The sequence below is a fragment of the Caulobacter sp. BE264 genome, assembly GCF_031457805.1.
Classification (GTDB): domain Bacteria; phylum Pseudomonadota; class Alphaproteobacteria; order Caulobacterales; family Caulobacteraceae; genus Caulobacter.
In genome coordinates, this window is the sequence record NZ_JAVDXI010000001.1 from 956,714 (window position 1) to 981,229 (window position 24,516).

Annotated in this window: 20 protein-coding genes; 5 read left to right on the forward strand and 15 right to left on the reverse strand. The window is 67.3% G+C overall.

Going from position 1 to position 24,516, the window contains the following annotated elements:
* Positions 1-19 precede the first annotated feature (19 nt).
* Complete coding sequence (locus tag J2X45_RS04665) at positions 20-1,555, forward strand: ammonium transporter (RefSeq protein ID WP_310211808.1); 1,536 nt, start codon at positions 20-22, stop codon at positions 1,553-1,555.
* A 75-nt stretch (positions 1,556-1,630) separates the two neighbouring features.
* On the opposite strand, the gene J2X45_RS04670 is transcribed toward J2X45_RS04665, so the two are convergent.
* The 4 genes from J2X45_RS04670 to J2X45_RS04685 form a co-directional block, all read right to left on the reverse strand.
* Positions 1,631-2,269 (reverse strand): peptidylprolyl isomerase, encoded by a 639-nt coding sequence (locus tag J2X45_RS04670; RefSeq protein ID WP_310211810.1) that lies wholly within the window; start codon positions 2,267-2,269, stop codon positions 1,631-1,633.
* A gap of 10 nt (positions 2,270-2,279) precedes the next feature.
* Positions 2,280-3,152 (reverse strand): 4-(cytidine 5'-diphospho)-2-C-methyl-D-erythritol kinase, encoded by an 873-nt coding sequence (locus tag J2X45_RS04675; protein ID WP_310211812.1) that lies wholly within the window; start codon positions 3,150-3,152, stop codon positions 2,280-2,282.
* A 41-nt stretch (positions 3,153-3,193) separates the two neighbouring features.
* Entirely contained in the window at positions 3,194-4,924 is a 1,731-nt protein-coding gene (locus J2X45_RS04680; protein WP_310211815.1) for a tetratricopeptide repeat protein, read from the reverse strand.
* 74 nt (positions 4,925-4,998) lie between these two features.
* Complete coding sequence (locus tag J2X45_RS04685) at positions 4,999-6,675, reverse strand: electron transfer flavoprotein-ubiquinone oxidoreductase (RefSeq protein WP_310211818.1); 1,677 nt, start codon at positions 6,673-6,675, stop codon at positions 4,999-5,001.
* A gap of 150 nt (positions 6,676-6,825) precedes the next feature.
* Here J2X45_RS04685 and J2X45_RS04690 point away from each other — a divergent pair, with 150 nt between their 5' ends.
* Together J2X45_RS04690 and J2X45_RS04695 are read left to right on the forward strand one after the other, a co-directional pair.
* Positions 6,826-7,644, forward strand: a complete 819-nt coding sequence (locus J2X45_RS04690) for a uracil-DNA glycosylase (RefSeq protein WP_310211820.1) — start codon at positions 6,826-6,828, stop codon at positions 7,642-7,644.
* A gap of 52 nt (positions 7,645-7,696) precedes the next feature.
* Complete coding sequence (locus J2X45_RS04695) at positions 7,697-9,307, forward strand: lytic transglycosylase domain-containing protein (protein ID WP_310211824.1); 1,611 nt, start codon at positions 7,697-7,699, stop codon at positions 9,305-9,307.
* Positions 9,308-9,334: 27 nt separating this feature from the next.
* Here J2X45_RS04695 and J2X45_RS04700 read toward each other — a convergent pair whose 3' ends face one another.
* The 7 genes from J2X45_RS04700 to J2X45_RS04730 all read right to left on the reverse strand — a co-directional run bounded on the left by J2X45_RS04700 (position 9,335) and on the right by J2X45_RS04730 (position 16,128).
* Entirely contained in the window at positions 9,335-9,802 is a 468-nt protein-coding gene (locus J2X45_RS04700) for a cell wall biosynthesis glycosyltransferase (RefSeq protein ID WP_310211826.1), read from the reverse strand.
* A gap of 107 nt (positions 9,803-9,909) precedes the next feature.
* Positions 9,910-10,992: a PA0069 family radical SAM protein gene (locus tag J2X45_RS04705; protein ID WP_310211830.1), complete on the reverse strand. Its 1,083-nt coding sequence runs from the start codon at positions 10,990-10,992 to the stop codon at positions 9,910-9,912.
* Positions 10,993-11,056: 64 nt separating this feature from the next.
* Positions 11,057-12,301: an RNA polymerase sigma factor gene (locus tag J2X45_RS04710; protein ID WP_310211832.1), complete on the reverse strand. Its 1,245-nt coding sequence runs from the start codon at positions 12,299-12,301 to the stop codon at positions 11,057-11,059.
* Positions 12,298-12,669, reverse strand: a complete 372-nt coding sequence (locus tag J2X45_RS04715; RefSeq protein WP_310211835.1) for a YciI family protein — start codon at positions 12,667-12,669, stop codon at positions 12,298-12,300. The genes J2X45_RS04710 and J2X45_RS04715 overlap by 4 nt, the downstream gene beginning before the upstream one ends.
* 74 nt (positions 12,670-12,743) lie before the next feature.
* Positions 12,744-13,751: an acyltransferase gene (locus J2X45_RS04720; RefSeq protein ID WP_310211837.1), complete on the reverse strand. Its 1,008-nt coding sequence runs from the start codon at positions 13,749-13,751 to the stop codon at positions 12,744-12,746.
* Between the two features lie 54 nt (positions 13,752-13,805).
* A complete protein-coding gene (locus tag J2X45_RS04725; RefSeq protein ID WP_310211840.1) occupies positions 13,806-14,873 on the reverse strand; it encodes a class I SAM-dependent methyltransferase in 1,068 nt (355 codons plus the stop codon).
* 7 nt (positions 14,874-14,880) lie between these two features.
* On the reverse strand, positions 14,881-16,128 hold the full coding sequence (locus J2X45_RS04730) for a class I SAM-dependent RNA methyltransferase (RefSeq protein WP_310211842.1): 1,248 nt from the start codon (positions 16,126-16,128) through the stop codon (positions 14,881-14,883).
* Between the two features lie 179 nt (positions 16,129-16,307).
* On the opposite strand from J2X45_RS04730, the gene J2X45_RS04735 reads away from it, so the two are divergent.
* Positions 16,308-16,940 carry a hypothetical protein gene (locus tag J2X45_RS04735; RefSeq protein WP_310211843.1) on the forward strand — a complete coding sequence of 211 codons (633 nt, stop codon included), beginning with the start codon at positions 16,308-16,310 and terminating at the stop codon, positions 16,938-16,940.
* A gap of 66 nt (positions 16,941-17,006) precedes the next feature.
* Here J2X45_RS04735 and J2X45_RS04740 read toward each other — a convergent pair whose 3' ends face one another.
* Positions 17,007-17,738 carry a TlyA family RNA methyltransferase gene (locus J2X45_RS04740; protein WP_310211846.1) on the reverse strand — a complete coding sequence of 244 codons (732 nt, stop codon included), beginning with the start codon at positions 17,736-17,738 and terminating at the stop codon, positions 17,007-17,009.
* Positions 17,739-17,857: 119 nt separating this feature from the next.
* Here J2X45_RS04740 and J2X45_RS04745 point away from each other — a divergent pair, with 119 nt between their 5' ends.
* Positions 17,858-19,345, forward strand: coding sequence for an amidase (locus tag J2X45_RS04745; RefSeq protein WP_310211848.1), 1,488 nt, complete (start codon positions 17,858-17,860; stop codon positions 19,343-19,345).
* A gap of 54 nt (positions 19,346-19,399) precedes the next feature.
* Here the strand turns inward: J2X45_RS04745 and J2X45_RS04750 are convergent, their stop codons facing one another.
* The 3 genes from J2X45_RS04750 to J2X45_RS04760 all read right to left on the reverse strand — a co-directional run bounded on the left by J2X45_RS04750 (position 19,400) and on the right by J2X45_RS04760 (position 24,463).
* Positions 19,400-19,765, reverse strand: a complete 366-nt coding sequence (locus tag J2X45_RS04750) for a DUF1801 domain-containing protein (RefSeq protein WP_310211850.1) — start codon at positions 19,763-19,765, stop codon at positions 19,400-19,402.
* 5 nt (positions 19,766-19,770) lie between these two features.
* Entirely contained in the window at positions 19,771-21,522 is a 1,752-nt protein-coding gene (locus J2X45_RS04755) for a class I adenylate-forming enzyme family protein (protein WP_310211851.1), read from the reverse strand.
* A gap of 220 nt (positions 21,523-21,742) precedes the next feature.
* Positions 21,743-24,463 carry a valine--tRNA ligase gene (locus J2X45_RS04760; RefSeq protein WP_310211853.1) on the reverse strand — a complete coding sequence of 907 codons (2,721 nt, stop codon included), beginning with the start codon at positions 24,461-24,463 and terminating at the stop codon, positions 21,743-21,745.
* Positions 24,464-24,516: the final 53 nt, after the last annotated feature.

Consider the following 24,516-nt stretch of genomic DNA (forward strand, 5'->3'; position numbering starts at 1 on the left):
GGAAAAGGGGATACCGACGATGAAACTCACCTTCAAACCGCTGGCGGGGCTTATGCTCGCCGCGACCATCGCGGGGGCTCCGCTGGGGGCGACCGCGTTCGCTCAGGAGGCTGCGCCAGCCGCCGCCGCCGCGCCCGCCGAGGCCGCACCGGCGCCCGCCGCCGCCGCGCCTGCGGAAGCCGCTCCGGCCCCGGCCGCCGCCCCGACCATCGAAGACAAGATGGACAAGGGCGACAACGCCTGGATGCTCACCTCCGCCCTGCTCGTCCTGCTGATGATCCTGCCGGGTCTGGCGCTGTTCTACGGCGGCCTGGTGCGCTCCAAGAACATGCTGTCGGTCATGATGCAGGTTTCGACCGTCGCTCTGATCGGCTTCGTCGCCTGGTTCCTGTGGGGCTACAGCTTCGCGTTCACTGATGGCGGCAGCTGGGACAAGTTCGTCGGCGGCCTGGGCCGCGTCTTCCTGAAAGACGTGACCCCGGCCAGCAACGTGGCGACCTTCTCCACGGGCGTCGTGATCCCGGAACTGACCTTCATCGCCTTCCAGGCGACCTTCGCGGCGATCACCGCCGCCCTCGTGGTCGGTTCGCTGGTCGAGCGCATGAAGTTCGCCGCCATCGTCGCCTTCGCGATCCTGTGGCCGCTGCTGTCGTACTATCCGATCGCGCACATGGTCTGGTGGTGGCCGGGCCCGAACGCCATCGCGCTGGCGCCTGAGGATCCGGTGAAGTCGGGCCTGCTCTGGGGCTTCGGCGCTCTGGACTTCGCCGGCGGCACTGTCGTGCACATCAACGCCGGTATCGCGGCTCTGGTCGGTGCCCTGATCCTGGGCAAGCGCCAAGGCTACGGCAAGGAGCCGATGCCGCCGCACTCGCTGACCCTGACCCTGGTGGGCGCTGGCCTGCTGTGGGTGGGCTGGTTCGGCTTCAACGCCGGCTCGAACCTGGAGTCGAACGGCTACGCCTCGCTGGCCATGGTCAACACCTTCATCGCCACCGCCGGCGCAGGTCTGTCGTGGATCCTCGTTGAGTGGGTCACCCGCAAGAAGCCGTCGGCCCTGGGCCTGGCTTCGGGCATCGTTGCCGGCCTCGTCGCCGTCACCCCTGCCGCCGGCTTCGCTGGCCCGATGGGCGCCCTGATCCTGGGTCTGGTCGTTTCGCCGATCTGCATCATCTTCTGCTCGATCGTGAAGAACGCCCTGAAGTACGACGACAGCCTGGACGCCTTCGGCATCCACGGCGTCGGCGGCATCGTGGGCGCCCTTGGCACCGGCCTGGTCGTCAACCCGCTGTGGGGCGGCGCAGGCATCGTCGACTACACGACCTGCGGCAAGGACGGCGACCTGTCGACCTGCGACGCCCTGGCCTCGTACGAGCCGATCGCCCAACTGTTGATCCAAGCCAAGGCCGTCGGCGTGACGGTACTGTGGTCGGCTGTGGCCTCGGCCATCGTGTTCTTCATCATCAAGCTGGTGATCGGCCTGCGGGCTGCGCCGGAAGCCGAGGAAGACGGTCTGGATATCTCGGAACACGGCGAACGCGCCTACCACAGCTAAGGTTGGGGCCAGGCTCAACGTCGAAGGGCGCGGAGGGAAACCTCCGCGCCCTTTTCTTTTCGCCGCGCCAGCTGTCTAGAGGCGGCGCGCGCTGAGGATCGGGACCACCGGGTCCAGCATCTGGCCTTCCATCATGGGATTGGTGGCCTTGCCTGGGGTCGGCAGGTTCAGGATCTTGCGAACGATCTCCATGCCCTGCACCACCTGACCGAACGCGGCGAAGCCAAGGTTATCCCCCTCGCCGGCCGGATTGGCGTCGAGATAGGGCGCGTCGCCCACGCAGATGAAGAAATCGCTGTCGCCGGTGCCCGGCCCCTTGCGGGCCAGCGACAAGGTCCCGTCGACATGTCGAAGACCCGTCTGGGTGGTGGGCTCGTGTGCGATCGGCGGCAGCAGCTTCTGTGGATTCCCCTGTAGCCCGCCTTGGATCAAGCCATAGTCCACCGCGCTCGGTGCCTTGGCCGAGCGCCAGAAGCTCGACCCGTCATAGCGCTTCTCGTCCACATACCGCAGGAAGTTCGCCACGGTCAGCGGAGCCTGACGAGCCTTCAGGGCGATGATGATGGGACCCAGGCTGGTGTCGAGCCGGACCAGAACATCACCGGCGCCGGGCACGATCGGCGTCGCGGGCAAGCTGAGGATCTGCGCCGAAGCCAGGCTTGGCGGAGCGGCGAAGACGCCGAGGCCCCCCAGGACGTCGCGGCGTTTCATCATCGTCATCTCCTCAAGTCAGGCGGCAACGTCGCACCCACCAGTCGGGGCGCATCGCCTCCAGGCGTTCGGCCAGGCCCTCGGCCTCGATGTCTCCGGCGCAAAGCGCGAAACAGGTCGCGCCGGAGCCTGACATGCGGACCAGCAGGCTCTCGGGTTCCTCACGCAGCGCGCTCAGGACTTCGGCGATGCGCGGCTCCAGCGCCACGGCGGGCGCCTCCAGGTCATTGCGTGTGGCCACGGCCAGCCAGGCCGCCGTCTCTTCGGCGCTCTCCAGATGGTCCGGCATGGGCGGCGGCGCGGCGCCGCCGGGATGCACACCCGCATCATAGGCCCGATAGACGGCGCCGGTTGGCGAAGGCGCGCCGGGATTGACCAGCACCGCGTTCAGCTCGGGGAGCCTTGGCGCCGACGAGAGCTGCTCGCCCCGTCCTTCCGCGATCAAGGCGCGCGCACGGAAACAGGCCGCGCCGTCCGCGCCGAGGCTCGCCGCCAGCGGCTCGAGATCGTCGTCCGACAAAGTGGGCGCCAGAGCGTCGCGGAGCAGCCTCAGCGCCGCGCCGGCGTCGCTGGAGCCGCCGCCCAAGCCGGCGGCGATCGGCAAATGCTTTTCGAGGATCAACCGATAGGGCGGGATGGGCCCGCCCAGCCGCCGATGAAAGACTTGGGCGGCGCGAACCACGAGGTTGTCGCCGCTATCGGGGATTGCGCGACCGAAAGGCCCGGAGGTCTCGAACGCCGGCGCATCGCTCGGCTGGATGTTCACCTGATCCCCGATATCGGCGAAGACCATCAGGCTGGAGATCGGGTGATAGCCCTCAACGTCCGGCCCGCCGACGTGCAGGAACAGATTGACCTTGGCCGGGGCGAACGCTGACAGCCGCATGATCTCGTGACTCAAGGCTTGGAGGGGCTCAAGCCGATAGCTCAGTTGTGGGCGATCGTCGACGTCGTCGCCGGCGCAGAGAGACCTAGACCGTTCTTCAGCTTGTCCTCGGAGTCGACTTTCTGCTTGTCCGTCGGCTCAAGGCTCAGGACACGCTGCCACTGGAACCGCGCCTCAATCGTGCGGCCCGCCTTCCAGTAGGCGTCCCCCAGGTGACCGTTGATGTCGGGGTCGCCAGGTTCGAGCTCGACGGCGGCCTCCAGCTTTTCAATTGCGGTCTTGTAGTCGCCAAGACGGAAATAGGCCCAGCCCAGCGAGTCCAGCATGGCCCCCGACTGCGGTCGCGCCGCGACGGCCTTTTCCACCATGGCCAAGGCCTCAGGAAGGCGCTGATTACGGTCAATCCAGGAATAGCCGAGGAAATTCAACAGCTCGGGTTCATCGGGATTGACCTTCAGAGCCGCCTGCAGGTCGCGTTCGGCCTCGGCCCAGCGTCCGCCTTGCTCCAGAGCGACGGCGCGCAGATAGAGCAGCCGCCAGTCTGGCGTCGTCGCCTCCCGCGCAAGGATCGGGTCCAGCACGGCCACCGACTCGTCCCAGCGGCTGCTGGCCCGCAGGAGATCGGCCAGGGCGACTGCGGCGTCCCGGTCATTCGGCGCGGCGACCGTCGCCGCTCGCGCCACTTCGAGGGCCTTGGTCTTATCGCCCAGTTCGTTCCAGGCCCAGGCAATCTTGCTCTGGGCCGAGGCGTAGTGCGCGGAGCCTGACGGCACCCGACCATAGGCTTCAATCGCCGCCTGATGATCATCACCCTGGTTCAGCAGATCACCGACCAGAACCCACGCCTCATCACGTTCAGGATCCAGACGCAGGGCTAGGCGCAGATAGGCCAGCGCGAACTGAGTTTGCCGCTCGCCCGCGAATGTGGCGGCGCAGGCGATCAAACCCTCCGCGGCGCCCTGGCGAACCGTCGGCGCTGGCGGCGGCGCACCTCGGGCGGCGGCGCGGGCGCGGGCGCGCTGCAAACCGGTATCGGCAGGCGCGGCGCGAAGTGCGGCGTCATACAGCGCGACCGCATCGTCATGGCGTTTGCGACGCTCGAGGAACGCGCCGTAGTCCAGCGTGAAGATGCTGGCCGTCGCGGCGTTGGAGGTCAGGGCCTTGTAGTCGGTCTCGGCCTCGTCATAGCGTTTGGCGCGTTCGAACAAGCGCGCCTGACCTTGCTGACCGAAGTACTGCACCAGCTTGTCGTTACGCAGCACAGGCTGGACGATCGCGCCGTCCTTGTCGCCAGCGGCAGCGGCGGTCCACGGCCCGAGCAGCGCGACGGCTTGTTGGTGGGGGAAGCCGGGAGGATCGGACTTGAGGAGGGCTTGCGCCTCCTTACCCTTGCCGAGCGCCAGCGCCTCGACGACGCGTGTCAGGACGCCCAAGCGCCGGATGGCCTCGGTTCCACCGGCTTCGGTCGGCGCGCTGGCTGCGGCGCGACTGATCTCTCCAGACAGCAAGAGCGCAGTGAAAGAGCGCTCGGCGATGACGCCAGGGTCATCGCCCAGCACCGCCGCCGTACCGAAATATGTCGCCGCGTCCTTGGAGTTGCCGTCGCGCAGCGCCGCCTGCCCCGCCAGAAACTGACCGTAAGATGTGCGCGTGTCGAACAGCGCATAGCTCTGCCCGACAGGGCCGCGCATCGAGACCGAGCCAGGCGCTGAAGCGCAGGCGGCCAAGGCGGAGACGGATACGCAAGCGAGCAGGACTTTGAGACGCGTCATGCCGCCACCCTCTGAGGTTTCGAGGCGGTCCGCAAGAAAAAGCCTCCCGACCGGAAGGGCGGGAGGCTGCTTCGTCACATGTTCGGATAGTTCGGTCCGCCGCCGCCTTCCGGCGTGGTCCAGACGATGTTCTGCGACGGGTCTTTGATGTCGCAGGTTTTGCAGTGGACGCAGTTCTGCGCGTTGATCTGGAAGCGCGGGTCCTGGCCCTGCTCGTTGTAGAGCACTTCGTAGACACCTGCCGGGCAGTAGAGGCGCGCCGGCTCGCCGTACTTGGGCAGGTTCACCTGGATCGGCACCGAAGGATCCTTCAAGCGCAGGTGCGCAGGCTGGTCTTCCTCATGGTTGGTCGCCGACAGGAACACCGAGCTGAGCTTGTCGAAGCTGATCACGCCGTCGGGCTTCGGATAGACGATCGGCTTGTAGTCCTTCGCAAGGCCGGTCGAGGCCGCGTCTGTCTTCTCGTGCTTCATCGTGCCGAACAGGCCGAAAGCGCCGCCCGTCAGGTGATTGACCCACATGTCGGCCATGCCGAGCGCACCGCCCAGGGCCGTGCCGAACTTGCCCAGCAGCGGCTTGGCGTTGCGGACGATCTTCAGCTCCTTGGCCACCCAGGACTTGTCGTAGGAGGTCTGGTAGGCGGTCAGCTCGTCGCTGGCGCGGCCGGCCTGCACCGCCTCGAACGCGGCCTCAGCGGCCAGAATGCCGGTCTTTACGGCGTTATGGCTGCCCTTGATGCGCGGCACGTTCACAAAGCCCGCCGAGCAGCCGATCAGCGCGCCGCCCGGGAAGGTCAGCTTCGGCACCGACTGATAGCCGCCTTCGGTGATCGCGCGTGCGCCGTAGGCGATGCGCTTGCCGCCTTCCAGGTGCGGGCGGACCGCCGGGTGCTGCTTGAAGCGCTGGAACTCATCGAACGGCGAGAGCCAGGGGTTCTTGTAGTTCAGGTGCACGACGTAGCCGATGGCCACGTAATTGTCCCCGAAGTGGTACATGAAGCTGCCGCCGCCTGTCTGGTCGTCGAGCGGCCAGCCTGTGGTGTGCTCCGCCAGGCCCGGCTGATGGTTCTCCGGCGGCACCTGCCAGAGTTCCTTGATGCCAATCCCGTACTTCTGCGGCGACTTGCCTTCGTCCAGCTTGAACTTGGCGATCAGCTGCTTGGCCAGCGAGCCGCGCACGCCCTCGGCAATGAAGACATACTTGCCGTGCAACTCCATGCCCGGCTGATAGTCGGGCTTCTTCTCGCCGTCCTTGGCGATGCCGACCACGCCGACCACCACGCCTTTGACCGAACCGTCTTCATTCCAGACGAGGTCGGAGGCGGCGAAGCCCGGATAGATCTCGACGCCCAGCTCCTCGGCCTTGCCGGCCAGCCAGCGGGTCAGGTTGCCGAGAGAGGCGATGTAGCAGCCGTGGTTGTGCATGAACGGCGGCATGGCGAACATCGGCAGGCTGAGCTCGCCTTGCGGGCCCAGCAGCTTGAAGCGGTCCTTGGTGACCGGCGTCTCCAGCGGCGCGCCCTCCTCCTTCCAGTTGGGGAAGAGTTCGGACAGGCCCTTGGGGTCGATCACCGCGCCCGACAGGATGTGGGCGCCGACTTCGGAGCCCTTTTCAAGCAGAGCGACCGAAATCTCGGTCCCGGCCTTGGCGGCCATCTGCTTCAGACGGATCGCCGCAGAGAGGCCCGCGGGACCGCCACCGACGATGACGACGTCGTATTCCATCGACTCGCGTTCGAGGTCTTCGCTCATGGGATCTCCCGGTGAGGCCCTACGGCCGCTCTTATGACTGTTTGAATCACAGCTTATCCGAACGTGACGCGGGGGTGGTCAAGCACCTAGCCGGATTTTTTGCTGCAGCGCAGCGTGGAGACCGACGACAATCCGAGCTAAGACGGTGACATGAGCCTCGCCGTCGATCAACGCGCCGTCGAAAGCCTGCTGGCCTTCTGGGCCGATGCGGGTGTCGAGGCCCTGTACGCCGAAGCGCCGATCGATCGGCTGGCGGAGGGCGCGGCGATGCTCCGCGCCAAGAGCCAACCACCGCCGCCTGCGCCCGTCGCCCGCCCCGGCATGGCCATCGTCCGCTCGCCCGACATCGCCTCGGCCGTCGCCGCCGCTAAGGCCGCCGCCGCTGCCTGCAACGATCTTGAGAGCCTGGCCGCCGCCATCGCCGCCTTCGAGGGCTGCCCGCTGAAGAGCCAGGGTGCCAAGCAGGCTGTGTTCTCGCGCGGCGTCAGCGACGCCCCGCTGATGATCATCGGTGAAGGCCCCGGCGCCGACGAGGACGCCCAGGGACAACCGTTCGTGGGCCGCGCGGGCAAGCTTCTCGATCGCATGCTCAAAGCCGCAGGCCTCGAAGATCGTGTGTTCATCACCAACACCGTGTTCTGGCGCCCGCCGGGCAACCGCACCCCGACGCCGCAAGAGCAAGCCGTCTGCGCGCCCTTCGTCGAGCGCGCCATCGCGCTGGTGAAGCCCAAGATGCTGCTTCTGGCCGGCGGCGCGTCGGCCAAGGCCATGCTCAAGCGCGATGAAGGCATTCTGACCATGCGGGGGCGCTGGTTCGAGTGGGTCGCCGAAGACCAGTCGATGGAACTGCCGGCCATGCCGACGCTGCACCCGGCCTTCCTGCTGCGGACGCCCGCTCAAAAGAAGAAGGCCTGGCAGGATCTTTTGACCCTGACCGAGCGACTTGATCGACCGGACCGCCCGCACTAAGATTTCAGCAACCAGTCGGAACGGGGACGCGCATCTTTCGGGGGAGCGCGTATTGCTTTTGCAGCTTTGGGCTCGCCTTCTGGCCGTGCTGTCGGCCTTTGTGTTGTCCGTCGCCGCCTTGGCCGCACAGGCCAGCGGGCTTGAGCCCCTGTCTCCCGATGATGTCCGGTACTACCGCGCGGCGTTCGCCGCCGCCGATCGCGGCGACTTCGCCAGCGCCGAAGCCGCCTTCGCCAACACCCGCGATCGCACCCTGGCCGGCCGCCTGACGTTCGCAAAGATCATGCATCCGACGCGCTATTCGGCGAGCTACGGCGAGCTGACCCGCTGGCTGGACAGCCATGCCGAGGAGGCCGGCGCAGATCGGGTCTACAGCCTGGCCCTGAAGCGCATGCCGAAGGGCAAACGCGTGATCGAGCCCACGATCCCCACCCTGTTCATCGCCGACGAGACCGGCCCGCCGCCGGCGGACAAGGGCCGCGCGGCGCGTGAAGCCTACTATTCAGGCGACGTGAAACAGGCGCTCGCCCTGGCCATCGCCGGGGGCGAGCGTTGGATCGCGGGGCTGTCGGCGATCCGGCTCGGCGACGCCGCCCAGGCGCAACGCTTCTTCGAACAGGTCGCCGACGACGAACACGAGGACGAGTGGCTGCGCGCCGCCGGCGCCTTCTGGGCCGCGCGCGCCGCCAGCCAGCAGGGCCATGGCGGTCAGGCGCGTGATCTGCTGCTCAAGGCCGCCCATTCGCCCCACACCTTCTATGGCATGATCGCCGCGCGACAGCTGACCCTGGCCGGCGTTCCCGTGACGGAGCCGCGGGAAGATCCGATCGCCACCCTGCTCACGCGGGTCGCCTATACCGGGCCCGACACCGAGTCGCTGAACGCCCTGGTCACCGTCGATCCCCGTGCGCGACGCGCCGCCGCCCTGGCGCAGGTCGGTCGCTGGCGCGAAGCGGGCGAGGAGCTGCGCGCCGGACTCTCGCTGGCCGACACCGGGGCCCTTCGCGCCGACTGGACCACCCTGGCCCTGGCGCTGAACGCCAAGGCGCCGCTCAACGCCGGCCGCCCCGTGCGGCGCGTGGGCGGCGAGGACTATCCGCTGCCGCCGCTGGATCCGATCGGCGGCTTCACGATCGACAAGGCCATGGTCTACGCCCTGGTGCGCCAGGAAAGCCGTTTCGATCCCCTCGCCGTCTCCAACGCCGGCGCGGTGGGCCTGATGCAGGTGCGCCCGACTTCGGCCGCCGACGTCGTCGGCGACGACCGGCTGCGCTCCGACAACTCGCCGTTGTTCGACCCCGCCTTCAATCTGCGCGCGGGTCAGGACTATTTCACCTGGCTGATGGACCGGGGCCTCAAGAGCCCGGACGTCCTGCGCGCGGTGGCGGCCTATAACGGCGGTCCCGCCACCCTGAACCGGACGCTCGCCCAACTGGGCGCCGACTGCGACAGCCTGCTGCTAATCGAGAGCCTGCCATTCAAGGAAACCCGCAACTACGTCGAGAAAGTGATGGCCAGCTACTGGACCTACCGCCGGCTGATGGGCGCGGAGAACCGGACGCTCGACGCCGTGGCCAGCGGGGCTCGGACCGTGGACTTCCGCCTGGATCCGCAGGTCGAGATGCCCACGACCATCGACCAGTTGATGGCGCAGTTGCCGTAAGGCCTCAGCGCCCCTTCTTTTCTTCCCCTAGTAGGCCAGGACCTTGGCCTTGATGGCCTTGGCCAGCCCCTTCTCGTCCATCGCCGCGCCTGCGGGCCAGTCCAGGCGACGCAGCAGGACACCGTGAGGCTTGGGGGCCAGGCGCCCCAGCCAGCCGCCCGGCGCGATCAGCAGCCCTGGCGCGCCGGCGCCGCCGGCCAGATGCCGCTCCACCGGCTCGCGCCAGCCCTCGCGCAGCACCGGATCCGTCCGTAGCGTCAGAATCCAGTCGCCCCGTGACGCCCCTGCGCCCGCCGCCAGCCGATCCTTGACCTCACCCTTGGCGCGCACTAGCTGAGCGCCACTGTCCTCGGCCAGGGCCTCGACGCCTGGCTCATCGCCGGCGACCAGCACCACTTCCTTGACAAGACCATCGACCGCAGCAGGCACCAGCATGGCCATCTGCGCGGCCAGGCCCGGCAGGTCTTCGGAGGCGACGAGAACGACGGAGATCATGTCCCTGCTTCGCGAGCCAGGACGGCGCGGTCAAGAGGCCGGAGGTGGTCTTTTGTTCGGCGCTTTTTTCTTCACGCAAACCGGGACCACTTCGCTGGAAACAGACTCTAGCCAAAGAGATCCATCTGCGCGGCCGGCGGGCGCGGCGGTTTGAACTGGCTGATGTCCAGAGCGGTCCAAGGCTGGTCCAGCCCAAACCGCTTGACCGCGAGATGGAACCGCTGCCGGAGCACCTCAGCGACCGGACCGTCGCCGACCATGCGATCGCCCCAGGCGGCCCTATAGACCTCGCCCGATCGGATCTGGCGGACCAGCGACATCACCTTGCGAGCACGGTCTGGGTGGTCACTCTGGAGCCACTCCTCGAACAGTTGGGCGATCTCGCGCGGCAGGCGCAGCGCTACATAGCCCGCCCCGCGCGCGCCGGCCTTGCCGGCCGCCTCCAGCACCGCCTCAACCTCATGGTCGTTGAGGCCAGGGATCGCCGGCGCAAACATGACGGTGACGGGAACGCCCGCCTCCGTCAGCCGGCGCACCGCCTCGACGCGCTTGCCGGGCGTGGCCGCGCGCGGCTCCATGCTGCGCGCCAGCCGGCGATCCAGGGTCGTGATCGAGATCGCCACCCGTGTCAGCCCCCGCTCGGCCATGCGGCTCAGCACATCCAGGTCCCGCAGGATCAGCGTCGATTTGGTGATCAGCGTGAACGGATGGCCGAACCGCTCCAGGGTCTCGATCACCTGTCGGGTGACGCGCAGCGTCTTTTCGTCAGGCTGATAAGGATCGGTGTCACCGCCGATATGGATCGTGGCGGGCTTGTAGCCGGGCTTGGACAGCTCCTTGGCGAGCAGTTCGCCCGCCTGCGGCTTGAAGAAGATCTTGCTCTCGAAATCCAGGCCCGGCGACAGGCCCAGATAGGCATGCGCCGGCCGGGCGTAGCAGTAGATGCAGCCATGGCTGCAGCCCCGATAGGGATTGATCGAACGGTCAAACCCGACGTCCGGGCTCTGGTTGCGGGCGATGATCGTCCGCGACTTCATGGGCTGCAGTTGGGTGAGGACTTGAGCGGGCTCTTCGTCCCCACTCCAGCCATCGTCAAAGGTCTCGCGCACCTGAGACTCAAAGCGCCCCGTCCGGTTCGATTTCGCGCCCCGCCCTCGCGCGGCGGGCCCAAGTTTCGCTGCCTCTGCCATGTTGGCATGATGCGCGATCAACATGAACATAACAAGAACATTTGTACGACATCGCCGGGTGCGCTCAGCCCCTGGTCGCCAACCCGTCCAGATACTGGCGGATATTCGCCGCCTGCGCCGCCGTGCCGGCCAGAGCGATGGCGCGGTCGAAGGCCCGACGCGCGTCGGCGACCCGCCCCGCCTGCATCAGGAAAGCCCCGCGCGCGCCGTGATAGTGAAAATAGGCGTCGAGCCGCTCGCCCAGAGGCTCGATCATCGCGAGCGCGGCATCCGGCCCGCGAACCTTAACGACCGCCACCGCCCGGTTCAGGGTGATCACGGGCGAAGGCTGCATGATCTCCAAAACGGCGTAGAGGCGGTCGATCCCCGCCCAGTCGGTGTCTTCGGCCCGCGCCGCCCGGGCATGCAGCGCCGCGATCGCAGCCTGCACCTGATAGGGGCCCGGAGCCTGCTTGAGCATCGCCTTGTCGATCAGGGCGAGCCCCTCATCGATCATCCTGCGATTCCAGAGACTTCGGTCCTGATCCTCCAGCAGGATCGCCGCGCCGTCATCGGCGAAGCGGGCGTCGGACCGCGCATGTTGGAGCAGCAGCAGCGCGGTCAGACCCATCATCTCCGGTTCGGCCGGCAACAGGCGCAGCAACAGGCGCGCGAGACGAATGGCCTCGTCGCAAAGACCGCCCTTGGCCTCAAGCGCCTTGCCGCTGGCCGAATAGCCCTCGTTGAAGACCAGATAGATCATCGCCGCGACCGCCGCAAACCGCTCGGCGCGCTCGACGGGACCCGGCGCCTCGAACGGCGCGTCGCCGGCGCCGATCCTGGCCTTGGCCCGCGTGATGCGCTGCTCCATCGCCGCGTCGCTGACCACGAAGGCCCGCGCGATCTCCCTGACCGAGAGGCCCGAGACAATCCGCAGCGCCAGGGCGATCTGCTGCGTCGCCGGGAGGTCCGGATGGCAGCAGATGAACAGCAGCCGCAGGACATCATCACGGTAGTGCGCGCTGTCCAGCCGTTCGGCCGCCTCAGCCTCGGCGTCTTCGAGATCAGAGAGCAGGTGCTCGGGCGGCAGCGCCGTGTTTCGGCTGGTCTTGCGAACCGCGTCGATGGCGGCGTTGCGGCCGACCATGATCAGCCAGGCGGTCGGGTCACGCGGCGGCCCATTCTTTGGCCAGGCCTTCAGGGCGCGCAGGCAGGCGTCCTGAAAGGCCTCCTCGGCGGCGTCCATGTCGCGGAAATAGCGCAACAGCGCCGCCATGGCCTGGGGCCGAGCGGCGGCGATCGCGCCCTCGATCCAGCCGAGGTCGATCACGCGCCCGCCGGACCCGGCTGAAACATGGCGATGGGACGGATCTCGTAGGACCCGCCGGGATTGGCCTTGCCCAGATCCTTGGCGATCTGCAGGGCGCCGTCGAGGGACTCGCAGTCGACGACGTAGAAGCCCAGAAGTTGCTCCTTGGTCTCGGCGAAGGGCCCGTCCAGCACCAGGGGCGGTTCGCGATCCTTGCGCAGGGTGGTCGCCGCCGTCGTCGGCATCAGGCGCGCGACGGGGCCCAAGCGCCCCTCCTCGGCCAAGCGCTGCTGGACCGCGCCGAGCTTCTCCATCACGACCTCGTCCTCCGCCTTGGACCAGGCGCAGACGACGTCTTCGTAGTTGTAGCAAAGAATGGCGTAGAGCATGGGCGGTCCTCTTCTCCCCTTACAAGGACGGCGGACTATGGCGTCTTCCGACAGCGCACGGGAAGATTTTGAGTTCAGGCCCCGAGCGCGCGAAGGCGACGACGGACGGGCTCGTCATAGACCTTGAGCACGACCCACGCCCCGATGACGATCAGCAGCATCGCGGTGATCGCAAAGCCGGCGGGATAGCCTTCTCCGCCCAAGGCGCGGTAGGCCCGAAGCAACAGCTCCCAGCCCAGCCAGTGCAGCGCATAGAGCGGATAGGATATCGCTCCGGCGACACGACAGACCTCGCCGACGAGGCCAGTCGGATCCTGGCGTCCGGCCAGGACCATCAACGGAAAGACGATGCTGACGCAGGCGAAGTCGTAAAGCCAGTTGAGCGGCGTCCAGGGCGCGCAGACCACCGCGCCCAGAAGGATCGCCAGCACCCAGACCGGCGCCGTCCAGGCGACGAAGGCCTGCATGCGGTAACAGCCCCAGCCCAGCAGGAACGCGAAGAGGGTGCGCAGGAAACTGATGACGAAGGTGCCGCGATCCCAGCCCGTCAGGACGCCGCCCATGCCGTGGGCGACATAGAGCATCACCGGCAGCAGCAGCACGACCAGCAGCACATGCCCCAGGACGCTCAACCGGCGTAAGGGGAACCAAGCGGCGCCCACCGCCAGCTCGAAGAACAGCGACCAAGCAGGCGGGTTCAACGGAAAGAGCGGCGAGAAGCCGTTCTCGTCGATCCAGATCCGCGGGATCATCAGCAGGCCCAAGGCCAGCCAACCCGGCACGGCCTCGCGATGCTGGATGATCACGAAGGCGCCGCCCAGCATGGTGAGCGCGATCAGGGGCCAAAGGCGCACCAGGCGCTGGCGCATGAACCCCAGCCAGCTGATCGGACGCGCGCCATAGGCGTGGGCCAGCACGAAACCGGACAGGCAGAAGAAGAAGTCGACGGCCAGATAGCCGTGCGGAACCAGCCACGGCCGGCCCGTCCAACTGCCGATGTGGTAGAGCATGACCCCCACGGCGGCGACACCGCGCAGGCCGTCCAGGGCCTCATACCGCCGCCCCGCCTCGTAAACCCGCAAACTCTCGCCCTCGCGCCCGCCTCTGATTAGCCGGGCGGACGCGCCGCTGGCAACTCAGCCGGCCGGCTTCTCGAACAGCAGGGCCTTGGTGAGAAAGGCGCGGTCTTCGGCGACCAGCCGCAGCCCAACCTCGCCGAACAGGCTCGGCAGGTCGGTCTCGGCATAGCTGCCGTAGTAGGGCTCGTGGAAATAGACGGGGAAGGCCTCCAGGAGGCGCGCGAGATCGGGCGTATCCGCTGGCTGGACGGAGTCGACCAGCACCAGAACCCCGCCGGGCTTGAGCACCCGCGACAGGCTGGCCGCCACCACCGGGCGCACGCGCGGCGGCAACTCGTGGAAGAGATAGACGCAGGTGACGGCGTCCAGAGCGCCATCCGCGAACGGCAGCGCCTCGGCCATGGCCTTGACGCCGCCGACGCCGGTGCGTTGTCGCGCCTTGCCTAGATAGGCTTCGGACAGATCCAGGCCAGCCAGCGCGGCGCGCGGAAACGTCGCCCGCAGATCCTTGAGGAACGCGCCGGAACCGCACGCCACATCGAGGATTTTGGCGTCGCGATGATCACGAGCGCGCCAATGCCTGGCTAACAGCGAAAGCCCGCGCCGCCGCATCGCTCCCGCCGTGCCGGAAAACAACGCCTCGACCTGAGCGTCATAGCGACGGGCGCTTTCTTGGGTGAACCAGCCCCCCGATTGATAGTGAAAGTTCTGCCGATAGTAGGTCGGATAGACCGAGGGATCGGCCGCCTCTCGAACCTCGACTCCATCCCCACGACGTCGGCGTTGATCAACCTCGAAGGCGTCTGCAATGAAGTCCGCGGCCTCCCGCAGGGCGGCCGACGGCCGGGCCGGTCCATCCTCGATGGCGGGATAAAGGCCTGCCGAGACATCCCGGGCGTCCTTCTCGAAGGCCTCCAGATAGGCCCGCCGAAGACTGGTCCGGATCGGCGCCGGGGTCGTCGGCGAGAAGCGCCGGGCCTGCGGCCCGTCGGACGGTCGGGTCAGGGAGCGAGCCAGACCGCCGGTCGCGGTCCACCAGACCGCCTTGACGGCGGCCTTGGCGCCCTGGCCTACCGCGTCGAGCGCGAAGGCGGGTCGTCCACGTCCGCTGCTGGTCTGGACCATAGCCCCCTCACCGCGTGAAGACTCCGACCAGCTCAATATGGGGCGACCACACGAACTGGTCCACAGGCGTCACCCTCACAAGCTTGAAGCCAGCGTCGACCAGCACGCGCGCATCCTTGGCGAAGGTCTGCGGGTTGCACGAAACGCCCACCACCTTGGCGACCTTGGACTTGGCGATCTCGACAGTCTGCTCAGCGGCGCCGGCGCGGGGCGGGTCGATAACGACGACATCGGTCTTGGCCAGTTCGGTGCTCAGCACGGGACGCCGCACCAGATCCCGCGTCTCGGCGGTGATCGGCTTGAGCCCGGGCGCGCCGCCGATCGCGGCCTTGAGAGCGCTGATGGCCGGCGCGCTCATTTCGGCAGCGTAGACCTGGGTCACCTCGGCCAGAGGGAAAGTGAAGGTGCCAACGCCGCAGTAGAGGTCAGCCACGCGGCTGGCGCCCTGGGCCTCGGCGACCGCGAGCTCGACCATCGCCTTCTCAGCGGCGGGGACGGCCTGCAGAAAGCTTCCGGGCGGCAGGGCGACGACGGCGGAACCGAGCTTCACCAAGGGCTGGCGCGCGCCATAGATCGTCTCACCGGCCAGGGTGACTCGGGCGAAGTCGCCTTCGCCCGCCGCCATGGCCGCACGCATCCGGGCGTCGGCCGACAACCCGCCGCTCTTGCGCTCGACACCGGTGATGTCGATGTCGAGGCCCGTGGCGGTGAGCGTGACGTGGAGGGTCGGCGCCGACTTGGGATGCTCCAGAAAGGGTTCGGCAAGGCGCGCCAGGGCCGGCAGCGCCGCCACGAGACGCGGATCGGTGACGGGGCACTCTTCGATCGACACGAGGTTCCAAGAGCGTCGCTCCTTGAAACCAAGACGCGCGCCCTGCCCCTTGCCACCCTTGCGGGCATGCAGCGCCACGCGACGCCGCGACGCCGGGGGCGCCGCGAAGGTCGGCAGGATTTCGGTCTCAAGCCCCTCCATCGACAGCTGGAGCCGAACCTGTTCGGCCTTCCAGGCGCGATAGGGCTCAGCCGCCCAGTACTGCAGGGCGCAGCCGCCGCACGTCCCATAGTGACGACAAGTCGGCGTCACGCGCTCCGGACTCGGCGCCAGAATCTCGACGACCTCTCCGCGCGCGCCGTCGAACTGGGCTCGAACAATTTCGCCGGGAAGCGTGAGCGGAATGAAGGCGGGCTTGCCGTCGGCGGTGCGCGCGAGCCCGTCGCCCTGGGCGCCCACCGCGTTGATCGTCAGGTCTTGCATCCGCAGTCCATACCCCAAAACCCAGATGAGGGCGCGCGCCGCAGCGGTTTTTTCCGTCGGACGGGGAACGGCATGCGTTCTGTCAGGCTCCGTTCATGTTGGCTGCGCCACAACGGTGACAACGGATGAGCTAGGCCGTACGCCGAAAAGCGGCGGCCTTAAGAAAGACAGGTTCTCTCATGACCATGAGCGCGAACAAGAACAGGACCTCCAAGATGAAGACCGTTCTGGGCGTGACCGCAGCCCTCGTCTGCGGCGTGCTGACGCCGACCCTGGCCTCGGCCCAGGCTTACGGCTCGCAAGGCTACGGCGGCGCCTATGACCGCCAGGGCTACTATTACGACCCCTGCCAGCGCTCGACCACGCAGCGCGGCACGGGCGGCGGCCTGGCGGGCGCTGGCCTCGGCGCGGCGATCGGCGGCGGCGTGGCCGCGCGCGGCGCCAAGACCGAGGGCGCCGTCCTCGGCGGCCTTCTGGGCGCCGTGATCGGGTCCAGCATCGGCAAGAAGTCCGCCGCCTGCGCCCCGGGTCGCGCTCCGCCGCCGCCGACCGCCTATAACGGCGCCTATGAAGATCAGGCCTATCGCTCGAGCGCGTATGAGGACGCTCGCCGCGAGGCAAGCCGCGACACCTACTACGAGCGCAGCTACGAGCGTCAGGAAGGCTATCGGGTCGACAACCGGGCCCAACAGGCCGACGTGAACGGCTGCACCCTGGCCGAAAGCCCGATCTACCTGCCGGACGGCCGCGTCCAGAAGCGCTTCGTGCGCGTCTGCCCGGACTCCAACGGCAAATATCAGGTCGTCGACTAAGCGCGACGACCTCTTGCGGAAAATGATCGGCCGCCCCCTGTGGGCGGCCGATTTCGTTCGGTCGGGCTAAAGCTTGGTCGCCCAGACCAGCCGTTCGACCTGCCCCTCCCCGCCCGCGATGGGACTTTCGGAGAGGCCCCGCACCGACCAGCCCGCAGCTTCCAGAAACGCGACGACCTCTCGTTCGACACGGACGATCACTTCGGGATCCTTGACCAGTCCGCCCTTGCCGATGTGTTCGCGCCCGGCCTCGAACTGCGGCTTGATCAGCGCCACCAAGTCCGCGCCCTGGATCGCCAGATCGAGCGCCGCCGGCAGAGCCTTGGTCAGCGAGATGAAGCTGACGTCGCTGACGATCAGGCCGGGCGCTTGGTTGATCCGATCGGAATCCAGACTACGCGCATCCACCCCCGAAAGATCCGCCACCCGATCGCTGCCCTTCAGACTGGCGTGCAGCTGGCCGCGCCCGACGTCGACCGCGAACACGAAGGCGGCGCCCCGCGACAACAGCACCTCGGTGAACCCGCCCGTCGACGCGCCGACGTCGACAGCCACCCGCCCCTCGACCGCGATGGGCCAGAGATCCAGGGCGTGAATTAGTTTCAGCGCGCCGCGCCCCACCCAGGGATGTGCGGCCTCCGCTACGATCTCGGCGGCGTCGTCGACAGACTCAGAGGGCTTGACCACAAGCCGGCCGGCTACCGACACCCGGCCAGCCTCAATCGCCGCGCGCGCCTTTGCGCGACTGTCGAAGACGCCAGTTTCGACAAGCAGTTGATCGATGCGCTTTCTGGCCAAGGCCTTTCCCCGAAAACTCGAAGCAGGCGTCTAGCACAGGCTTGCGGTGAAGGTCTCTTCGGGGTCAACTGAACAGCGATTACCGGCGCGAAGACGTCGGTCCTGTCGGGAGGAATTCCATGCGTTTCAGCCGCCGTGGCCTGATGGCCGCTTCCGCCGCCATCGCCGCCGCGCCTTCGGCCTTCGCCAAGCCCAAGTCGTCCGCCGCCCCCGCCCCCTGGGCGCCCGACGCCACCGAAATCGCCGGCCGCATTCGCCGCAAGGAGATCAGCGTCGCCGAGGCCGTCGAGGACGCCATCCGCAAGGTCGAGACCCTGCAACCCCACGTCCAGGCCGTCGTCGATTCGGACTTTGAGCGGGCGCTCGCCAAGGCCAAGAGCGGCCAACTGAGCGGCCCCTTCGCCGGCGTGCCTTTCCTGGTCAAGGATCTGGACCCCTACAAGGGCGTCCGCACCCGTTACGGCACCCGAGCGACGCTGGGCGCCAAGCCCGATACGGAGCAGACGCCCTATGTCGACGCCTTCGACGCCGCCGGCTTCGTGACGATCGGCAAGTCGTCGACGCCGGAGTACGGCTTCTTGCCCACGACCGAGCCGATGGGCTTCCTGCCGACGCGCAATCCCTGGAGCCTCAAGCATTCGTCGGGCGGCTCTTCCGGCGGGGCGGCGGCGGCCGTGGCGTCGGGCATGGTGACGATCGCCCACGCCAGCGACGGCGGCGGCTCGATCCGCATCCCGGCCGCCAACTGTGGCCTGTTCGGCCTGAAGCCTTCGCGCGGACGCATGATCCCGAACCGGCCGACCAACCGAGGCATCGACCTGTCGGTGTCGCACTGCGTCTCCCACAGCGTGCGCGACTCGGCCGCTCTGTTCGCCGCTTCGGAGCGCACAGACGCGGGCGCGGCGTTCAAGCCGATCGGCGTGGTCACCGCCCCGCTGAAGCGGAAGCTGAAGGTCGGGCTGGTGATGAACACCGGTACAGGGCTCACGCCCCATCCGGAGGTCCAGACGGCCGTCAATAACGCCGCCAAGCTGCTGAAGGATCTCGGTCACCGTGTCGAGCCGACAGCGTGGCCTATGGACGGCAATCAGTTCGGCCAGGACTTTACGGCGCTCTGGGCCAGCGGCGCGGCCGAACTGGTGGCGGGGATCGGCAAGGCCATGGGCCGTAAGCCCGACGCCAACGTGCTGGAGCCCTTCAGCCTGGGCATGGCTGAGTTGGTCAACACCCTGCCGCCTGGCGCGCTGCAGGCGGCCCTGGAGCGACTGCAAGCGACGATCAAGGCCTACGACGCCTGGCTGACCAAGTACGACATCATCCTGTCACCCGTACTGGGCAAGCCGCCGGTGGAGCTGGGCTATGTCGCCGGCTGGGTGCCGTTCGAGGAGCTGCAGGCGCGCCTGATGGCCTATGTCGGCTACACACCGGTGCAGAACGTGGCCGGTGCGCCGGCCATGAGCGTACCGCTGCACTGGACGCCGGACGGCCTGCCCGTCGGCGTACAATTCGCCGGTCGCGCGGGCGATGAAGCGACTCTGTTCGCTCTAGCCTACCAGCTTGAGGCCGCCGCCCCTTGGGCGCACCGCAAGCCGCCGGTCAGCGCTTAGGACCGTCATGGGCGGGTTTACTGTCTGGTTCAGGTCATCTGAACCAGACAGCGCCTACGCTGGGTCCTGCTTCGTACTGAGGCGGACATGCTCGAGCATGTCTGCGATCAGGTCGAAGTCCATCTTGTCAGGACGACGCCAACGCACACAGCCTTTGCCGTGATCGATGTCGGCTAACCGCGCGGAGAAGGCGTCCATCGCCGTCTGCCCGACATAGAACGCGATGTGTTGTTTCTGGCTGTTGAAGGCGATCCAAGGCAGCTTCGGCGGACCATAGGCGGGCATGCCGAAAGCCATGCACTCGCTCTCTGGCCCAAAGGCGCGAAGGCAAAGCGCTCTCAGTTGGTCCAGGGCCGGGCGGCGCTCCGGCGCGACCTCCTGCATGAAGTCGTCGACGTTCGCCGCCTTGGACTGGACCATGGCCCCTACCCCTCCACGAACACCTTCTTCAGTTCGTTCTTCATGATCTTGCCATTGGCGTTGCGGGGCAACGTCTCATGCCAGAACACCACCTTCACCGGCACCTTGAAGGCCGCGAGGCGATCAGCGACGAAGGCGCGCAGCTCGGCCTCGGTCGCTTCCGCGCCCGGCTTCAGGGTGACGACGGCGGCCGGCTCTTCGCCCAGCGTCTTGTGCGGAATACCGACCAAGGCGGCGTCCATGACCGCCGGATGGTCATAGAGGCAGTTCTCGACCTCGATGCAGTAGATGTTCTCGCCGCCGCGGATCAGCATGTCCTTGGCGCGGTCGATGATGAAGCAGAAGCCCTCGGCATCGAGACGGGCCAGATCTCCGGTCCGCACCCAGCCGTCGACGAAGGTCTGGGCCGTCGCCTCGGGCTTGTTCCAGTAGCCGCGCACGACCTGTGGGCCCTTGCACCACAGCTCGCCGACCTCCCCAATCGGCAACTCGCGGTACGGCGCCTCAACCGTCATGATCTTCAGGTCCGTCACCGGGACGGCCGGACCACAACTGTCGGGACGGTTTTCGTAGTCCTCGGCGGAATTGCTGGTCGCGGTGGCCGAGGTTTCGGTCATGCCCCAGCCATTGCCTGGCGAGGACTTTGGCCAGATCTCCTTGATCTTTCGCACCAGCTCCGGAGCCGACGGCGCGCCGCCATAGGCCACGGCCTCGATCGACGACAGATCGTAGTTGGCGCGATTGGGATGCTCGATGATCTGCCAGGCGATGGTCGGAACGCCGCCCATTTGCGTCAGCTTCTCGTCCTGAATCAGCTGCATCGCCTTTTCCGGATCCCACTTGCGGATCATCGCCAGCTTGGCGCCGCCGAACAGCGACGGGTTCAGCACGGCGAAGCAGCCTGTGGCGTGGAAGAACGGCACCGAGATCAGCGAGCCCTTTTGCGGCAGGCTTGGATCGGGCTGGGGCGGCGCCTCGCCGCGACGCAGGAACGCGCGCGCGCCAGCGGCGGCGGCCGCGAAGATGTTGCTGTTGATGTTGCGATGGGTGCCGATCGCGCCCTTGGGCTTACCGGTCGTGCCCGAGGTGTAGAAGATCGTGGCGTCATCGTCCGACGCTATGGCGACGGTCGGCAGCGGCTTCTCCTCCAGCTTCGCCCAGTCGTTCGGGCATCCGATCTTGGACTCGAGCGGGATCACGTAGGGATGGGTGATCTCCTCCCTGGCTCGGCTGACGTAGACGCGCTTGAGATCCGGACAGTTGTGCAGGTGCTCGCCCATCCGCTCGTAGCGCTCGACATCGACGATGGCGACCTTCGCCCCGGAATCGACCAAGCCGTATTCCAGCTCCGGCCCGGTCCACCAGGCGTTCAGCGGCGTGACGATGGCGCCCAGAGACAGCGCCCCGTAGAAGGCCACCGGCCATTCCGGCAGGTTGCGCATGATGATAGCGACGCGGTCGCCCTTCTGGACGCCGAACGCTTCGAGCTCGGCCGCCATATGAGTGACGGCGCGGTAAAAGGCTTCGAACGTGACCCGCTCGTCCTCGTGGACGAGAAACACCTTCTCGCCGTGGGCCCGCCCCAGCAGCAGGGTGTCACGCAGGGTTGGCGGCGCGTTCTTCCAGGTCCGCGTCTTGACGCCGCGGATCTCGACCTCCTCCATCTCGCCCGGCGTGCCTGGCTGAGTGATCAGCGCATAGGCTTGCTGCACCGACATGGCGGGCCACGGAATGGACGCGGGGGCGGCCTGGGTCATGATGCTAACTCTCCCGGTATCGTGTCGCGCCTTGTTTGCTGAGCGCGTTCAGCGACCAGAGAGCACAGCCGCAAGCGGGATGCAAACGTCCGTTTGACCCTAGGAGAACATTGATAAGTTAGAAGCGCGACTTGCCCGGTTTCCGCAGCGTCATAACGCCAGCAAAAAGGGCGACGCCTCTCGTGAGACGCCGCCCCAACTCTTCGATCGCCTTCAGTGCTTAGCCGACTGATTCCAAGCGCGCCAGCGCAGCCTCGAGCTTGGCCTTGGCGGCTTCCGACTCGGCCAAGCGCTCGCGGTTCTCCTCAATGACCTCTTCCTTGGCGCGTGCCAGGAAGTCGGGGTTGCCGAGCTTCTTGTTGACCTTCTCGATCTCGCCGGCGTGGCCAGCGATGTCCTTGGTCAGCCGAGCCTTCTCAGCGGCGATGTCGATGAACTCGGCCACGCCCAGCGCGCCGGTCGCCTCGCCCATGACCACCGGCGCCGAGCCGGCAGGCGCGGCGTCGGCCTCGCGGACACTGTCGAGACGCGCCAGGGTCAGCAGCAGGTCGCGGTGACGGGCCAGACGGGCCTTGGTCTCTGCGCCAGCGCCGACAACCGTAAGGCCCGGCTTGGCCGACGGCGGCACGTTCATCTCGGCGCGGATCGAGCGAATCTCGCCCACCGTCTCGACCAGCCAGCCGATCTCGGCCTCGGCCTCGGCGTCGATCCAGTCGGCGGGCAGCTCCGGCCACTTCGCCGAGATCAGCATGCTGTCGCGGGCCGGACCAAACTCGGCGGTCTTCTCCCACAGCTCCTCGGTGATGAACGGCATCACCGGGTGCAGCAGCTTCAGGATGACGTCCAGCGCCCAGGCGGCGGTGGCGCGGGTCTCGGCCTTGGCGGCGGCGTCATCGCCGTTCAGGATCGGCTTGGCCAGCTCCAGGTACCAGTCGCAGAAGACGTTCCAGACGAAGCGGTACAGAGCGCCAGCGGCCTCGTCGAACGACGGGGCTTCCAGGGCCTTAGTCACCTCGGCGACGGTCTTGACCGTCTCGCCGCGGATCCACTTGTTGATCGGCTGCTGGACGGTCGCGGGATCGAAGCCCTCGACGCGGACGCACTCGTTCATCTGGGCGAAGCGCGAGGCGTTCCACAGCTTGGTGCCGAAGTTGCGGTAGCCTTCGATCCGCTGCTTGGAGAGCTTGATGTCGCGCGCTTGACCCGACATCGCCGTCAGGGTGAAGCGCACCGCGTCGCAGCCCAGTTCGTCGATCAGGATCAAGGGATCCATCACGTTGCCCTTGGACTTGCTCATCTTGGCGCCCTTCTCGTCACGAACGAGGGCGTTGATGAACACCTGCTTGAACGGGGCCTCACCCATGAAATGGATGCCCATCATCATCATCCGGGCGACCCAGAAGAAGATGATGTCGAATCCCGTCACCAGGGTGCTGGTCGGGTAGAACTTGGCGAGGTCCGCGGTCTTTTCCGGCCACCCCAGGGTCGAGAACGGCCACAGGGCCGAGCTGAACCAGGTGTCGAGGACGTCCTCGTCCTGGGTGAGGATGACGTCGGCGCCGAACTGCGCGCGGGCGGCGGCGTAGGCGGCTTCCTCGGTCTCCTCGACGAAGATCGAGCCGTCCGGACCAAACCACGCCGGGATCCGGTGCCCCCACCAGAGCTGGCGCGAGACGCACCAGGGCTCGATGTTACGCAGCCATTCGAAGTAGGTCTTTTCCCAGTGCTTGGGCTCGAAGACCGTCTCGCCGGTCTCGACGGCCTTGAGCGCGGGCTGGGCCAGGGTCTTGGCGTCGACGTACCACTGGTCGGTCAGGAAGGGCTCGATGACCACGCCCGAACGGTCGCCGTGCGGGACCATGTGCTTGGTCTTCTCGATCTCCTTCAGCCAGCCCTCGTCCTCGGCGCGGCCGACGATGGCCTTGCGCGCGACGAAGCGGTCCATGCCCTGGTATTCGGCCGGAACGTTCTCGTTCAGCTTGGCCTCGACCGTCAGGATGTTGATGGCTTCCAGGCCCGCGCGCTTGCCGACGCCGAAGTCGTTGAAGTCGTGGGCGGGCGTGATCTTCACCGCGCCTGAGCCCTTGGTCGGGTCAGCATAGTCGTCGGCGACGATCGGGATGCGGCGGCCGACGATCGGCAGGGTCACGAACTTGCCGACCAGGCCCTTGTAGCGCTCGTCGTCGGGATGGACCGCGACGCCGGTGTCGCCCAGCATCGTTTCCGGACGCGTGGTGGCCACGACGATGTAGTCGCGGGTCTCGTATTCGGTCGGCTTTCCCTCGTCGTCGAAGGCGATCGGGTGCTGATAGGTGACGCCGTCGGCCAGCGGATAGGCGAAGTGCCAATAGGCGCCGTCGACCTCCTTCTGCTCGACCTCGAGGTCGGAGATGGCGGTCTGGAACTGCGGGTCCCAGTTCACGAGGCGCTTGTCACGATACAGCAGGTTCTGCTTGTAGAGCTGGACAAACACCTTGCGGACAGCGGCCGACAGGCCCTCGTCCAAGGTGAAGCGCTCGCGCGACCAGTCGCAGGACGCGCCAAGCCGGCGCAGCTGGTTGGTGATGGCCCCGCCGCTCTCGGCCTTCCACTCCCAAACCTTGTCGACAAACGCTTCACGGCCCATGTCGCGACGGCCGATGTTGCCGGCGGCGGCCAGCTGGCGCTCAACGACCATCTGGGTGGCGATGCCCGCGTGATCGGTGCCCGGCAGCCACAGGGCGGCCTTGCCGCGCATCCGGTGGAAACGGGTCAGCACGTCCTGCAGCGTGTTGTTCAGCGCGTGACCGATATGCAGCGAGCCCGTCACGTTCGGCGGCGGGATCACGATCACAAACGACTCGGCGTTCGGATCCTCGCTGGGCTTGAAGGCTCCGGAGGCCTCCCAGGCGGCGTACAGGCGGGGTTCGACGGATTTGGGATCGAAGGTTTTTTCGAGCATGGCGGAGCGGATATGCCATCTGCGGCCCGCCCGGGGAACCGGCGGGCCTGGGT

Coding starts and splice junctions, on each gene's coding strand:
- J2X45_RS04665 (WP_310211808.1), top strand. CDS start 20: ATGAAACTCACCTTCAAACCGCTGGCGGGGCTTATGCTCGCCGCGACC.
- J2X45_RS04670 (WP_310211810.1), bottom strand. CDS start 2,269: ATGATGAAACGCCGCGACGTCCTGGGGGGCCTCGGCGTCTTCGCCGCT.
- J2X45_RS04675 (WP_310211812.1), bottom strand. CDS start 3,152: ATGCGGCTGTCAGCGTTCGCCCCGGCCAAGGTCAATCTGTTCCTGCAC.
- J2X45_RS04680 (WP_310211815.1), bottom strand. CDS start 4,924: ATGACGCGTCTCAAAGTCCTGCTCGCTTGCGTATCCGTCTCCGCCTTG.
- J2X45_RS04685 (WP_310211818.1), bottom strand. CDS start 6,675: ATGAGCGAAGACCTCGAACGCGAGTCGATGGAATACGACGTCGTCATC.
- J2X45_RS04690 (WP_310211820.1), top strand. CDS start 6,826: ATGAGCCTCGCCGTCGATCAACGCGCCGTCGAAAGCCTGCTGGCCTTC.
- J2X45_RS04700 (WP_310211826.1), bottom strand. CDS start 9,802: ATGATCTCCGTCGTTCTCGTCGCCTCCGAAGACCTGCCGGGCCTGGCC.
- J2X45_RS04705 (WP_310211830.1), bottom strand. CDS start 10,992: ATGGCAGAGGCAGCGAAACTTGGGCCCGCCGCGCGAGGGCGGGGCGCG.
- J2X45_RS04715 (WP_310211835.1), bottom strand. CDS start 12,669: ATGCTCTACGCCATTCTTTGCTACAACTACGAAGACGTCGTCTGCGCC.
- J2X45_RS04725 (WP_310211840.1), bottom strand. CDS start 14,873: ATGGTCCAGACCAGCAGCGGACGTGGACGACCCGCCTTCGCGCTCGAC.
- J2X45_RS04730 (WP_310211842.1), bottom strand. CDS start 16,128: ATGCAAGACCTGACGATCAACGCGGTGGGCGCCCAGGGCGACGGGCTC.
- J2X45_RS04735 (WP_310211843.1), top strand. CDS start 16,308: ATGACCATGAGCGCGAACAAGAACAGGACCTCCAAGATGAAGACCGTT.
- J2X45_RS04745 (WP_310211848.1), top strand. CDS start 17,858: ATGCGTTTCAGCCGCCGTGGCCTGATGGCCGCTTCCGCCGCCATCGCC.
- J2X45_RS04750 (WP_310211850.1), bottom strand. CDS start 19,765: ATGGTCCAGTCCAAGGCGGCGAACGTCGACGACTTCATGCAGGAGGTC.
- J2X45_RS04755 (WP_310211851.1), bottom strand. CDS start 21,522: ATGACCCAGGCCGCCCCCGCGTCCATTCCGTGGCCCGCCATGTCGGTG.
- J2X45_RS04760 (WP_310211853.1), bottom strand. CDS start 24,463: ATGCTCGAAAAAACCTTCGATCCCAAATCCGTCGAACCCCGCCTGTAC.